This is a genomic window from Eubacterium sp. AB3007 (assembly GCF_000688015.1).
In the GTDB taxonomy this organism is placed as follows: Bacteria; Bacillota; Clostridia; order Peptostreptococcales; family Anaerovoracaceae; genus Aminicella.
This window is the reverse complement of sequence record NZ_JIAD01000001.1, coordinates 65975-79772: the sequence shown is the minus strand read 5'-3', so window position 1 is coordinate 79772 and position 13798 is coordinate 65975. Positions and strand designations below refer to the sequence as shown.

The 13798-nt window shown below is 54.7% G+C and carries 11 protein-coding genes; 1 reads left to right on the top strand and 10 read right to left on the bottom strand.

Translation table 11 applies throughout. The features are described 5' to 3' along the window. Genes P156_RS0100330 through P156_RS0100320 form a run of 3 tightly spaced genes read right to left on the bottom strand, consistent with a single transcriptional unit; the run spans nt 1 to nt 3180 of the window. A complete protein-coding gene (locus tag P156_RS0100330) occupies nt 1-1941 on the bottom strand; it encodes a DUF2207 domain-containing protein (protein WP_027868446.1) in 1941 nt (646 codons plus the stop codon). Then, a complete protein-coding gene (locus P156_RS0100325; protein ID WP_027868445.1) occupies nt 1934-2497 on the bottom strand; it encodes a LemA family protein in 564 nt (187 codons plus the stop codon). Before P156_RS0100325 ends, P156_RS0100330 begins: the two co-directional genes overlap by 8 nt. Then, nucleotides 2497-3180: a uracil-DNA glycosylase gene (locus P156_RS0100320; protein ID WP_027868444.1), complete on the bottom strand. Its 684-nt coding sequence runs from the start codon at nt 3178-3180 to the stop codon at nt 2497-2499. The genes P156_RS0100325 and P156_RS0100320 overlap by 1 nt, the downstream gene beginning before the upstream one ends. Before the next feature lie 100 nt (nt 3181-3280). Here P156_RS0100320 and P156_RS10955 point away from each other — a divergent pair, with 100 nt between their 5' ends. Beyond that, entirely contained in the window at nt 3281-4306 is a 1026-nt protein-coding gene (locus P156_RS10955; protein WP_034801961.1) for an elongator complex protein 3, read from the top strand. Here the strand turns inward: P156_RS10955 and fumC are convergent. From fumC to glgB, 7 genes are all read right to left on the bottom strand, one after another. After that, nucleotides 4276-5643 carry a class II fumarate hydratase gene (gene fumC, locus P156_RS0100310; protein ID WP_027868443.1) on the bottom strand — a complete coding sequence of 456 codons (1368 nt, stop codon included), beginning with the start codon at nt 5641-5643 and terminating at the stop codon, nt 4276-4278. The genes P156_RS10955 and fumC overlap by 31 nt on opposite strands. Before the next feature lie 16 nt (nt 5644-5659). Continuing rightward, a complete protein-coding gene (locus tag P156_RS0100305) occupies nt 5660-6823 on the bottom strand; it encodes an NADP-dependent malic enzyme (protein WP_027868442.1) in 1164 nt (387 codons plus the stop codon). 15 nt (nt 6824-6838) lie between these two features. Then, nucleotides 6839-8218: an argininosuccinate lyase gene (argH, locus tag P156_RS0100300; protein WP_027868441.1), complete on the bottom strand. Its 1380-nt coding sequence runs from the start codon at nt 8216-8218 to the stop codon at nt 6839-6841. 45 nt (nt 8219-8263) lie between these two features. Beyond that, the gene (locus P156_RS10950; protein WP_051600432.1) at nt 8264-8863 is read right to left on the bottom strand and encodes a DnaJ domain-containing protein; all 600 of its coding nucleotides are present in this window, start codon (nt 8861-8863) and stop codon (nt 8264-8266) included. Beyond that, nucleotides 8856-9707, bottom strand: coding sequence for a DUF5685 family protein (locus tag P156_RS0100290; RefSeq protein ID WP_027868440.1), 852 nt, complete (start codon nt 9705-9707; stop codon nt 8856-8858). The genes P156_RS10950 and P156_RS0100290 overlap by 8 nt, the downstream gene beginning before the upstream one ends. A 73-nt stretch (nt 9708-9780) precedes the next feature. Next, the gene (locus P156_RS0100285; RefSeq protein ID WP_304413039.1) at nt 9781-11760 is read right to left on the bottom strand and encodes a glycoside hydrolase family 13 protein; all 1980 of its coding nucleotides are present in this window, start codon (nt 11758-11760) and stop codon (nt 9781-9783) included. A gap of 90 nt (nt 11761-11850) precedes the next feature. Further along, nucleotides 11851-13767, bottom strand: a complete 1917-nt coding sequence (glgB, locus tag P156_RS10945) for a 1,4-alpha-glucan branching protein GlgB (RefSeq protein WP_034801958.1) — start codon at nt 13765-13767, stop codon at nt 11851-11853. Nucleotides 13768-13798 lie beyond the last annotated feature (31 nt).

Here is a 13798-nt window from a genome sequence, read left to right as displayed (position 1 = left end):
TTACCAGGCGCCTCCTCCGCCGCCGCCGAATCCGCCGCCGGAGAATCCACCGCCGCCAAATCCGCCACCGATGCCGCCACCGCCACCGGCGATATCTCCAAAGTCTGCCTTCAGATCGTCGATCATGGCTGCATGATATTTGTCTGCCATATCGGCCGCAGTATTGTTCATCATGCTGCCATACCACATGGGCATGTATACCCATCCATCATCATATCCGCTGGCCCATACCGGCGGATGGATATCGATGTCCGTAAACTTTCTCGCCCAACGGGTGGACATTCCCATGACATACGCATACGGCAGGATGTTGAAGAAATAGTCAGGATTCTCATCGGAGAGCATCTTCAGCCGATCGTATTCCGCCGTCCTGATGAAATCCCGGAACCCAAGGATCTTGCCCATCAGCTCCGCGGTATGCTTTGTGCGGGCCCGCATGAATACCACAAAGAAGAACGTCACTGCGGCAGACACCAGCATCACACCGGCTACCAGAAGTTTTCCGTTCATCATGCTGACGATGAGAGCCGCAGCAATGCCCAGGCCCACGATCGTAACAGCGATGCCGATGACAAAACTCATCACATTACGGCTGAAGGACCGTGCATCCTTGGCATCGTAGTTTTTCATGACCTTCCGCATGCCGATCACCTGGATCACCAAAGGAGCCACCGCAAGCACGCTCTCCCAGATCTCAAAATTGGCATAGGCCACCAGAATGATCCCCACCAGCGACGGGAGCAGCATAAGTACCTGGCCGACATAGCGGCAGACCTCCGCCGCGCTGCTGTAGAGACGTCTGTTGTCGCTGTTGTAGTAACCGATGATCCTGTCTTTGGCCCTATAGAGAGCCTCTCCCATAGCCGTGTTCTTTTTGCTGAGATCGACAGTTTTACCGCTTTTCCACAAAGCCTGAAAAATATCCTTGATGAATCGCTTCTCGTTGCTATCTATGTCCTTCAACTTATGAATGCGAAACTTGTTCTTCTTGTATTCTTCCACCGACAACAAGCCCTTGTCTGCAAAGTACATCATCATGGAGGCGATGTCCTTGTCATCCACCCTTCCGTCCACGATATATCCCAGCTCGCAGGGCGACAGGTTCTCCGGCGGGTAGAACTCCACGGTCCTGATGATCTGGGGATCTCTGCCCCACCGCACCCACAGGAGGACGGCGATGAGCGGGATCAGTGCCAGGATTACGTAGAGAATCGTCCACACAAAGTCTCTGTTGGCAGGATTCACCCAGTAGCCTTCCTCCAGGGTGGCCGCCGCAGTCAGACCCACACGATAGGGAAGAGCTCTGCCCTTTGCCGTGATGGTGTTGGTATTCTCATCGATAGAAACATCGAAGTATTGAGACGCGTCCGCCTTCTCCCCGTACTGCCCGCTGTAGAGTTTCAGTGCCTTCCAGTCGATGGCCTTGGGCAATCTGAGGGTGCAGGTCGCCTTGGCGATTGGGGTATTCCACCCGGTGGGCAACATGTCAAAGGACAGATAATCCGCATCAGGCTGATCGTCCCGGAAGCACTTCAGATCATAATGCAGCCTGAATGTCTGCGGCCCGCTGACCAACTCATCAGCACTGCCGATACGGATGACCTTATACCCATTACCGCTGGGCCAGTGCTCGGAGTCTACGCTGTACTCCCATCCCTCCACATCGATGCCGTGGATCTGATATAACTTGTCCGCAAAGGGGATGTACCGCATGATCCCGTGGTGAGCACTCTGGTTGAAATCCACCTTGATAGTCTCCGTTACATGGATCGTGTGATCTTCATCGATGCGGGCGTCCACATTAAACTCGTTTGTATCGTAGTCCTCGTACTCCGCGAACACCGGCTCCGTTGCCACAAAGCACAGCGTCATCAACATTGCCGACAGGAGTACGACAAAGGCCGCATAACGCGGCCTCATTCTCATCCAATCCTTACGCATTAAAACTCACCTGGACATTCTCTCTCTCCGCCTCGTTGCTGACTTCGAACATTTCCTTCTTGGAGTAGTTGAACGCATTGGCGATGATGTTGCTCGGGAACATCTGGCACTTGTTGTTGAAGATCTTCACCGTGCCGTTATAGTACTTACGGGAATTGGCGATGTCCTCCTCAATGCTCTTCAGCTGCTCCTGCAGATCCAGGAAATTCTGGTTGGCCTTCAGATCAGGATACGCCTCGGCGACAGCAAACAGCTGACGCAATGTGCCGGACAAGGCGTTCTCCGCCTCGATCTTCTCTCCCACCGAACCGGCGCTGGCAGCGGCATTTCTGGCGGCCACCACGTTCTGCAACGTCTCTGCCTCGTGCTTGGCATAGCCCTTCACTGTCTCCACCAGGTTCGGAATGAGGTCATATCTTTTCTTCATGTAAACGTCCATAGTGGAGTAAGCCTCTTCACAGTTGTTGTTCGCCTTCACAAAACCGTTATACATAGAGACGAACCACAGGATCAGCAGGACGATGATCGCAACAATGATAATGAGAAATTTAAACATTATACTACCTCCTTAATAGTCCAGTCCACCGGTCCCTGCCCGGTGCCCTTAAGAAACGCATTCGCCTTGGTAAAATACCGGCCTCCGAAGAATCCATGATGCGCAGACAAAGGACTCGGATGTGCTCCAGTCAGGATCAGATGCTGCGGCGCCGTGATCAGGGGGACCTTCGCCTGCGCGTTCTTCCCCCAAAGCAGAAACACTACCGGCGCTTCCCTCTCGTTCAGCGCGCTGATGATCCGGTCCGTCAGCTGCTCCCAACCCTTTCCCTTGTGGGAATTGGCTGCATGCTCCCGCACTGTCAGCACTGTATTCAACAGAAGTACCCCCTCCTGGGCCCAGTGCATCAGATACCCGTAATCCTTCGGCGGTGGCGCGATGCCCAGATCGCTCTCCAGTTCCCGGAAGATGTTCACCAGAGAGGGCGGCTGGGGCACCCCCGGTTTCACCGAGAAGGACATACCGTGGGCCTGCCCTGGCTCGTGATAAGGATCCTGTCCCAGGATCACTACCTTCACGTCCTGGTAGGCGGTGGCCTTCAGGGCGTTGAATATGTCGTGCATATCCGGATAGACCACGTGCGTCCGGTATTCTTCCACAAGAAACTGCCGCAGCTGTTGATAGTACTCTTTCTGAAATTCTTCTGTCAGGACCTGATCCCAATCGTTTCCTATATTTACCATAGTCTTATTATACCGTATGCCCCTTCCGAACACAATGCCAATATTCAGAAAGGGCCTCTGTCCATTGCATCTTCTACCGAACTACGCTACAATGGTAGTTATGAAAAAGCATGCAATCATTCCAATCTTCATACCTCACCGGGGCTGCCCCCACGATTGCGTCTTCTGCAACCAGCGGAAGATCACAGCCCATGAAGCATCGGACACCCCGCAGAGCGTATCCGAGACCATCGACACCTGGCTAACCACTCTGGCAGAGGTGCCCACTGTGGAGGTGGCATTTTACGGTGGAAGTTTCACGGCACTGCCCATGGAGGAGCAGTCCGCCTATCTGTCCATTGCCCAGGGTTACAAAACGCGCGGTCAGATCCAGCGCATCCACCTGTCCACCCGTCCCGACTATATCGACCAGACTGTTCTGGACAACCTGAAAGCGTATGGGGTGGATGTGATCGAACTGGGAGTCCAATCCTTCGATGAGACAGTGTTGCGCAACGCCGGTCGCGGCCACGGCAGTGCCTGTGTCTATCAGGCCAGCCAGCTCATACAAGCTTATGGCTTCACACTGGGAATCCAGTTGATGATCGGACTGCCCGGCGATACCATGGAGACCTGCCTATATTCCGCCCGGGAGACGGTCCGCATTGGCCCCTCCATCGCCCGGCTGTATCCCACCATCGTGATCCGGGATACTCCGCTGTACGATATGTGCCTGTCCGGCGCCTACGATGCTTTGGCCCTGGAGGATGCTGTCTGCCGCACAGCGGCTATGTACCGGATCCTCACCGGCGCCGGCATCAACGTGATTCGGGTTGGACTGAAATCCAGTGACATTCTTGCGGGGGAGCACACTGTCCTGGGCGACACCTTCCACCCAGCCTTTCGCCAGTTGGTGGAAGGCAAGATAGCCAGAGAAGACATCTGCCGCAAACTCGATGCGCTTCCTGCCGGGAGCACACATATCCTCTGCGCCGCAAACCCCCGTTCCTTCTCGAACCTCATCGGGCACAAAGCCTGTAATCGGCAATACTTCAGCGCCATGTACCCGGAGATACAACTCCGTTACCAGGCGGATCCTTCCTTGCCGGAAGGCGTTTATACCATCTTCTCCGGGACGATCCACTGATCGAACTCTTCTTCTGTGAGCAGCTCCAGTCTGAGGGCTGCTTCTTTCAGTGTGAGACCTTCCCGGTGAGCCAGCTTGGCGATCTTGGCGGCGTTCTCATAGCCGATATGCGGGTTCAAAGCTGTCACCAGCATCAGAGACCTGCGCATATTCTCGTCGATCTTCTCCCGGTTGGGCGTGATACCGCAGACACAGTTCACCCGGAAGGAGTCCATGGCCTCTGCCAGCAGATTGCAGGATTCCAGGAAATCATAGATCAACACTGGCATAAACACGTTCAGCTCAAAATTCCCTTGCGAGGCCGCGATGCCGATGGTGGTATCGTGTCCCATCACCTGTACACACACCATGGTCAACGCTTCACACTGGGTCGGATTCACCTTGCCCGGCATGATAGAACTGCCCGGCTCGTTCTCCGGGATGTTGATCTCGCCGATGCCGCAGCGGGGGCCGGAGGCCAGCCACCGGACATCATTGGCGATCTTCAGAAGATCCGCGGCCAGCGCCTTCAGCGCACCGTGGGCGAACACCAGAGCGTCCTTGGATGTCAGAGAGTGGAACTTGTTCTCCGCTGTGCGGAAGTTGGTCCCCGTCAACTTGGTGATCATCTCCGCAGAGACCCGGCCAAAGTCCTCGTGAGCATTCAGCCCGGTTCCCACAGCGGTACCTCCAAGCGCCAGTTCCCGTAGTCCGTCTGTAGACTGCTCCACCATATGGATGTCGTGGTCCAGCATGGAACGCCATCCGCTGATCTCCTGCCCCAGGGTCAGTGGCGTCGCATCCTGCAGGTGTGTCCTGCCGGTCTTCACGATCTCGCTGTTTTCCTCTTCCAGGCGCCTGAGCTCATCACGTAGTCGGCAGGCCGCCGGCAAAAGTTTCCTTTCCACCGTCAGCAGTGCCGCAATATGCATCGCTGTGGGAAAGGTATCGTTGGAACTCTGCGACTTGTTCACGTGGTCGTTGGGATGGAGCACCGTGCTCCCGGCAATCTCATTCCCTCGATTGGCGACCACCTCATTCACGTTCATGTTGGACTGCGTACCACTTCCGGTCTGGTAGATGACCAGTGGGAAATTACCGTTCAACTTCCCCGCCAGTACCTCATCGCACACCCGGGCGATGAGGTCTGCCAGATCCCGGTCGATCATCCCTAGCTGAGCGTTGGCCATCGCCGCCGCTTTCTTCAGGATGGCGAAGGATCCGATGATCTCTCCCGGCATCTTGTGCGTACCAATGCGGAAGTTCTGCAGGCTCCGCTGCGTCTGTGCCCCCCAGTACCTGTCTGCAGGCACCTTGACTTCACCCATGGTGTCGTGTTCGATCCTGTAGTTCTCCATATCTTCCACCTTTCTGTCAACCACCGTATTTTGTCCAGGCTTCTGCCACCGCCTCAGCAACGCGCTCTACCACCAGCGGGTTGAACCCATCTGGGAGCACGTACTCCGGAGATAGCTCCTCCTCCGGGATCACCCCGGCGATAGCTCTGGCCGCTGCCATCTTCATTTCCTCTGTGATCCTTGCTGCCCGACAATCCAATGCTCCGCGGAACACCCCCGGGAACGCGATCACGTTGTTGATCTGATTCGGATAATCCGACCGCCCGGTTCCCACCACGGAAGCTCCCGCCGCCTTCGCCTCTTCCGGCATGATCTCGGGTACTGGATTCGCCATGGAGAAAACAATCGGATCCTTCGCCATGCTCCGGACCATCTCCTGGGTGACCAGATGCGGACGGGATACGCCCACAAATATATCTGCACCCACCAAAGCCTCTGCCAGCGTGCCATGGAAATTCTCTCGGTTGGTGACCTTCGCCATTTCCTCCTGAGCGGGGTTGTTATAGGGAGCGCCTTCGTAGATGGCGCCGTCTTTGTCACAAAGAATGATGTCTCCGAATTCAAACCGCCGGAACATTTTGGCGATGGAGATCCCGGCGGCACCGGCGCCGCTGAAAACGATCTTCAGATCGCCCGGCTTCCGACCTGTCACCTTCAGGGCGTTGAGGATAGCCGCACTGGCGATGATCGCTGTTCCATGCTGGTCATCGTGGAACACCGGAATGTCACATAGCTCGATCAGCCTTCTCTCGATCTCAAAACAGCGAGGTGCGCTGATATCCTCCAGGTTGATACCGCCAAAACTCTTGGAGATGAGCTGTACTGTGCGGACGATCTCATCCGGGTCCTTGCTGTCGATGCAGATAGGGACAGCGTCGATACCGGCAAATGCCTTGAACAGAGCACACTTTCCCTCCATGACAGGCATGCCGGCGGCGGGCCCGATATCGCCCAGTCCCAACACGGCAGTGCCGTCTGTGATCACAGCTACCAGGTTTCCTTTTCCCGTATATGTATAAGCCAGATCCTCATTCTTCTGAATTTCCAGACACGGCGCTGCAACGCCGGGAGTGTAGGCGATGGAGAGTTCTTCCCGGTTGGTGATCGGCGCCTTGGTTTCTACGGACAACTTGCCTTTCCACTCCGCATGCTTCTCTATTGCGATCTTACTGTAATCCATATGCTCCTCCGTTTTCTACCGCAGGCTCTCCAACCAACGGCGTCCCTTGTCGATCTGCCTGCGTACCTCTGCCGGTGCTGTTCCACCGTAGGACATACGACCATTTACACAGTTCTCGATACTGATATCCCCCACCATATCCCGGTTGAGGCGGGGATCGATCTCCTGCAGCATAGTGTCATCCAGTTCTTCCAGCTGGCAACCGTGTTCCTCCGCCATCTGGACCATGCGCCCCACGATATTGTGCGCTTCCCGGAAGGGGATCCCGTTCTGGGCCAGATGCTCCGCCACATCCGTGGCGTTCAAAAATCCCTTGTCCAGGAATTTCTGGATCTCGTCCATACGGAACTCTGTCCTATCCAGCATATGTGAGAAGATCTGAACAGAAGCACGCCAGGTCTCCACTGCGTCGAACAGACCCAGCTTGTCCTCCTGGAAGTCCTTGTTGTAGGCCAGCGGGGTCCCTTTCATGAGGGCCAGCAACTGGAACAGATCACCGTAGACCCGGCTGCACTTCCCACGGATCAGCTCCGCCATATCCGGGTTCTTCTTCTGTGGCATGATGCTGCTCCCGGTGCAGTAACTATCATCGATATCGATGTATGAGAACTCCGTACTGTTCCACCAGACGAACTCCTCTGCCCAGCGAGACAGGTGCATCATGGAGATAGACGCATTGCTGAGCAGCTCGATGGCGTAGTCCCTGTCACTTACGGAATCCATGGCGTTCTCTGTGGGAGCACGGAAGCCCAGCAATTCCGATGTGGTTCCCCTGTCGATGGGAAAGGTGGTACCGGCCAGAGCGCATGCTCCCAACGGGCAGTAGTCCATCCGCTCATAGGTAGCGGTCAGACGCTCCACATCCCTTCGGAACATCTGGAAATACGCCATGAACATGAACCCGATCGTTATAGGCTGTGCATGCTGCATATGGGTGAAACCTACCGAAATGCAGTCTGCATACTTGTCTGCCTTCTTCAGGATGATCTCCTCCAATTCAAGCAGTTCCCTGGCGATCTCACTGATTTTTTTCTTCAGGTACATCCGGGCGTCCACCTGGCACTGATCGTTTCTGGACCTGGCTGTATGCAATTTCTTCCCTGCGTCCCCAATCTTCTCGATGAGCCTGGACTCGATGGCCATATGGATATCCTCGTCATCCGAAGAGAAGTCTGCGCGTCCCTCCGCGATCTCCTGGCGGATCTCCTCCAACCCCGTGATGATCTGGTCCCGCTCTGTCTTGGTGACGATCCCGACCGCCTCCAGCATGGTCACGTGGGCGATGCTACCCTCAATGTCCTCATTAAACATGATATTATCGAAATGGATGGAAGCGTTGTATTCCTTCACGATTCCATCCATGTCTTTCTTGAACCTTCCAGCCCAAAGTGCCATAAGCCTGCTCCTTTCTTGCTAAACGATCACGATTGTCCCGCAGGGTCAGCACCAGCAGAACGGATTTGGAAGACAGAAACATAGCGGCAGTGTCATGCAGAGAGCATCGTCACTTGTCCGCCTCCGGTCATACCCGTACTGGTCTGATCTCGCGCGGTACAGGCCACCTGCTCCTGCCATCTGCCGATAGATTTCCTGGTACTCCCGATTATTCCCGTCCAGTTCCATAGCTCTCTCCACGTTCGCCATCCCATTCTGGATGTATCCACGCTTGAACTGGAGCACACCGCTTAGGAAAAACCACTCCGCATCGTGAATTCGGATGTTGATAAGCATCTGCTCCGCCCTGGCCAGATCCCCCCGGTCCAGTGCCTGCCGGATAGAGATATATCCGGGCTCGCCACCATAGGTATTGGCATAGCCGCCACCTGCAGGTCCGTAAGCAGACTGGTAGGCGGATTTCTCTTTTAGCATGTCGTAGGCCTCATTGACCTCCTGCAGCTTCTCTTCTGCCAGATCCGCCAGAGGATTCCCCTGATACTTATCAGGATGATATTTCTTCACAAGAGCCAGATACGCCTGCTTGATTTCGTCTTCAGAGGCGCCTCTGCTGACGCCCAATACCTTATATGGATCCTCAATCATGTTTTCCCTTTCTCTTTCCACTCAGTACTTCTTCTGTTCTGCGTCTGAGTCCAAAGAACACCACGTTCTTCACGATGTCTCCGTTCTTCTTGAATGTAATCAGATCGAACGCCTTCCCCATCTCGTTGAGGTAGTACTCCAGAGAGGGCTGCAGCGCCCCCACCACCTGTGCCCGTTCCTTCGCGCCCATGGCCAACATGGGGTTGAACCGGCCCTGGGCTTTGTCTTCCTCAAAATCGTCCAGCACGTCAATCATGTAGATCCACTTGCCCAGGTTCATCGCAAACTCTCCGACCTGTGCCTCCTGATCTGCTGGGAGCGTGTAGGAGGTGAAGACGATCCGCATCACCTCTCCCATGTACGCAGCCATCTGGTTCACATCGATTTTGTCGGTCTTCTCCATGGAATAGAGCTTCTGCAGATTCTCGTTGATGGCCTTCGCCTCCTTGCTATGCAGGTTGGCGGCCTTCTCGTATTGCTTCATGACACCCATGATGCGCCCCGGCAGAGATGATTTCTCTCCGTCCTTCACATCGTCCATGAAACTCTCCCCCGTCAGGATCATCATCATGTCCGCTGCGTATTTCACAGCCTGAGACTTTAGCTCAATGGGTTTACGTACCAGGGGATGGATGATGCAGTGCTGATGCGCGATCTCGTCCGGCTCCTCTGCAAAAGCCCCCAGGAACAAAGCCATGAACGTCATGTCATGGCTAAGCGCCAGTCTGCTGAACTGTCCGTAGTTTTCTCCCGCCTCCTTACATAATCCGCAATAGTAGGCGTTATATATTTCGTATTCCCGCAGGCGAAGTTCCGCCTTCTCGGGTTCTACGTATCCTTTCATATGTAAAATACCTCCTGTGTGTATTACTATTAATAATACCGCAAAATCATGATGATTTCAATCCGGTCCTATACTAAGCCCGCCTCAGAATCAGCGTGCTCTGGGGCATTACACTGAGATACAGTTTCCCGTGACGCACCTCCCCAGATGGAAGTTCCTTACAGGAATGTCCTTCTTGATCAGTGCGGAAGATCTGAACGAACCGATCTCCATCTGCAGCATCGGCTTTCCAGACATCGAGTGACATGGTGCAGTCCTCCAGGTCATTATTGCAGACCACTACGATGCACTGCTCCCCATCAAAACGGGAATAGGAGATCCAACCATGACCCGCGCCCAAGCGCACGATGGAGCCTGTGCGCAACACGGGCAGATCATGTCTCAACGCGATAAGGCTGCGATGCAGGTCGATCAACTCCGTATCCTCTCGTCCCCAGGGATAGCCCCGGCGGTTATCAGGATCAGTCCAACCCACCAGACCGGCTTCGTCCCCGTAATAGATCGTCGGTGCTCCCGGCCATGTCATCTGGATCACGACGGCCTCTCGGAGCACCGCCTTGTCGATTCCCTTCTCTGCCGCTTCAGGACCGAGGGTATGGGTACGGCCCACTGTGCGATTGGTTCGCGTCAGAAATCGGGAGTGATCGTGATTGGAGAGTTCGTTCATGGCGCATTGGAGAGAGTTCCACTGAAAACTCGCCATGCGTTTCTGCATGGTTGCAAAAAACTGTTCTCCATCCTGATACAGATCCTCCCGGATGCCATCGCTGTGCTTCTCCATTCCTGTCAGGAAGAAGGAGACAGGATCCATGAACGCGTCGTAATTCATGACGGTGTCCCACTGATCTCCTTCCAGCCATGTCTCCGGATTCCCATAGTGTTCAGCGATGATCACGGCCTCGGGATTGACCGCCTTGACACGGTTGCGGAATTCGCGCCAGAAAGCGTGGTTCAACTCGAGGCTGTGCCCCAGGTCTGCGGCCACATCAAGTCTCCAGCCATCAATGGAATACGGTGGCTTGAGCCATTTCTCCGCAATGGAGAATACCGCCTCCCACAGGTTTCTGGAGTTCTCGTAGTAGAGTTTTGGCAACGTGTCCACGCCCCACCAGGCTTCGTATCCCGGTGCTTTGTCCGTGAAATGGAAGAAATCCCGATACGGGCTATCCTCGCTCTGGTACGCACCGGGGGCATATCCCGGCATCTCCTTGTAGATGCCCTCCCGGTCCATCCAAAGGTGGAAGGATCCACAATGGTTGAACACGCCATCCAGAATGACCCGCATGCCTCTTTTGTGCAGTTCGGCACAAAACTCGGCAAACAACGCGTCTGTCTTGGTTGCGTTCACCTCGCTCAACACGCGGGAGATATACTTGCGGGCAAAGCCATTGTGCATCTCCCAATGTTCCAGCGGAAGGTCGTGGTCCTCCTCGATCACGCCAAAGTGAGGATCTACGTGTTCGTAGTCCTGAGTATCGTACTTGTGGCTGGACGGAGACAGAAAGATCGGGTTCAGATAGATGACCTCTACCCCCAGATCCTGCAGATAATCCAGCTTGTCCATGATACCGCGGAGGTCTCCGCCATAAAAACAACGGTAGTCGTCCTCGGCAGGAGGCTTGTCCCAGTCCGCGATCCTTCGTACATGCTGGTGGTTGTAGGAGTACTCTCCATCCTCCACATCGTTTGACTTGTCCCCGTTGCGGAAACGATCCGGAAAGATCTGGTACTGCACGGCACCTCTGGCCCATGTGGGCGTGTGGAAGCCGGGGAAGAACCGGAAATCAAGATGAGTATCAATGCACTCACCCGCTCTCAGTTGTTTTGTCCCATCCTTCTGGCATATGTAGACCCGCCTGCGATATTCTATACGGAACCGATAGGAAACAACTCCCTCCGGGCATGTGAACGTCGCTTCGTACAAAGAGAAATGTTGTCCATAGTCGTTCCTGCGCATGATGATCTCAGTGGAATCCCCCAGAGCCAGTGTGACCTTGGCGCCGTTTACCGACTTTGGTCCGCGAAGGCGAACAGTCACTTTCTGCCCTGGCACAGGTTCTGCGGGAGTGCGGAACCTTTCTGTTTCATCACTGAAGAAAGATGCTAAAAAGGTGTGTTCTGTGTTGTGTATATCCATGTAGAATTAGTTTTTCCCACTTTCTGGTAGTTTAACGATAATCGACTCAAAAGGCCGCAGGCTGTACTGCAGGTGCTGAGGACGTCCGTCACACTCTCCTTCCATGCTGAGCAGGACGGGTCCATCGCCCGCCTCTCCTGGGCCGCCGCCCGAAGGCAACAAGTCAAATGTGCTGAAAACTCGTTCATAGCTGCCGGGGACCGGCACACCCACACAGTAATCGTAGTGATGCGTGGGAGAGAAGTTACATACCACCAGGACCGCGTCCTCATAGTTCCACGGATTTCGACGTATAAAACTGATCGTGTTCGCCCAACTGTCGTTGCGATTGATCCACTCAAAGGTGGTCGGATTCTTGGAATCCGTATAGAGTACCGGGAACTGCTTGTAGACTTCCATGAGTCTCTTGATCGTGAGCATGATATCTCTGTGTCCAAACTCATCCGCCAGATGCCAGTCGATACTCTCTTCCACGTTCCATTCCCGTTCCTGTGCAAAATCCTGCCCCATGAAAAGCAGTTTCTTGCCGGGATGAGTAAACTGGAAGGTATACAGTGTTTTCAGACTTCCCATGCGGTCCTCGATCTTCCCAGGCGCTTTTTCGACCATCGAATGCTTGCCGTAGACTACCTCGTCATGGGAGAGGACGAGAACGTAATTCTCGGAGAACGCATAGTCCGCCGTATGGGTCAGTACACCGTGATGCCACTTCCGGTAAACCGGATCCAGCGCAATGTAACGCAGGGTGTCATTCATCCATCCCATATTCCATTTCAGTGTGAAGCCCAGCCCCCCTCTGGTCACGTCTTCGGTAATGCCCCACTCTGCCGAGGAGTCCTCACCAATCAGGTAACCTGTGGTTTTGCCACATACTTCGTAATTAAGCTGGCGCAGGAAATCCATGCTCTCCAGATTCATGTGTCCGCCAAACATGTTAGGCCGCCACTCTGCGCGATCATAGTCGTTGTAGAGCATGGAAGCCACCGCATCCACTCTGAGCGCGTCAACATGGAACTCGTTGATCCAGTAGAAGGCGCTGGAGATCAGGAAGGAACGGACCTCCGGCTTACTATGGTCGAACGCCAACGTCCCCCACACCGGATACTCCCTCCGCAGAGGATCCCCGTGTTCATATAGCGGTGTGCCGTCAAACTGGGCCAGGGCAAACTCATCTTTCGGGAAGTGGGCCGGAACCCAGTCCAGGATGACGCCTATATTGTTCTGATGCAGGCGATCCACCATGTACCGGAAATCGTCCGGTGTGCCGTAGCGGCTGGTAGGAGCAAAATACCCTGTCACCTGATACCCCCAGGAGAGATCAAAGGGATATTCACAGATCCCCATCAACTCCACATGGGTATACCCCATGTAGAGGACGTACTCCACAAGATCATCCGCCAATTGCCGATAGTTTAGGAACCCGTCCTTGTCGTTCTCATCCCGATAGCCCTTCTTCCAGGAACCGAGATGGACCTCGTAAATACTCATGGGCTTTCCCAGCACCTTGGTATTGTCTCTCTGGCTCTGGTATTCCTCGTCTCCCCATGTGTAAGTATCCAGCGAACAGACGATAGAAGCATTGGCCGGGCGCTGTTCTGCGCGCAACGCCAGCGGGTCAGACTTCCAGCGGCGTACTCCGTCTGCCCCGGTCACGATGAACCGGTAGGCATCTCCATCCGATACGCCAGGCACAAAGCACTCCCATATGCCCTGATCTGCCCAACTGCGGCTCATGCCGATCTCATTCTCCCAGCCTGTACGCGCAGTGATCAGCGAAACCGCCTGCGCGTTAGGAGCCCACAATCCAAAACGCGTTCCGGCGACCCCATCCAGGTCGTCCGGATGAGCACCCAGTCCCTTATATAACTCGTAATTCGTCCCTTCATGAAGCAGAAAACTATCGAAATCTGAAAAGTACGTCATGTCGCTTTCCTCCCGTCACATATTCCATTTC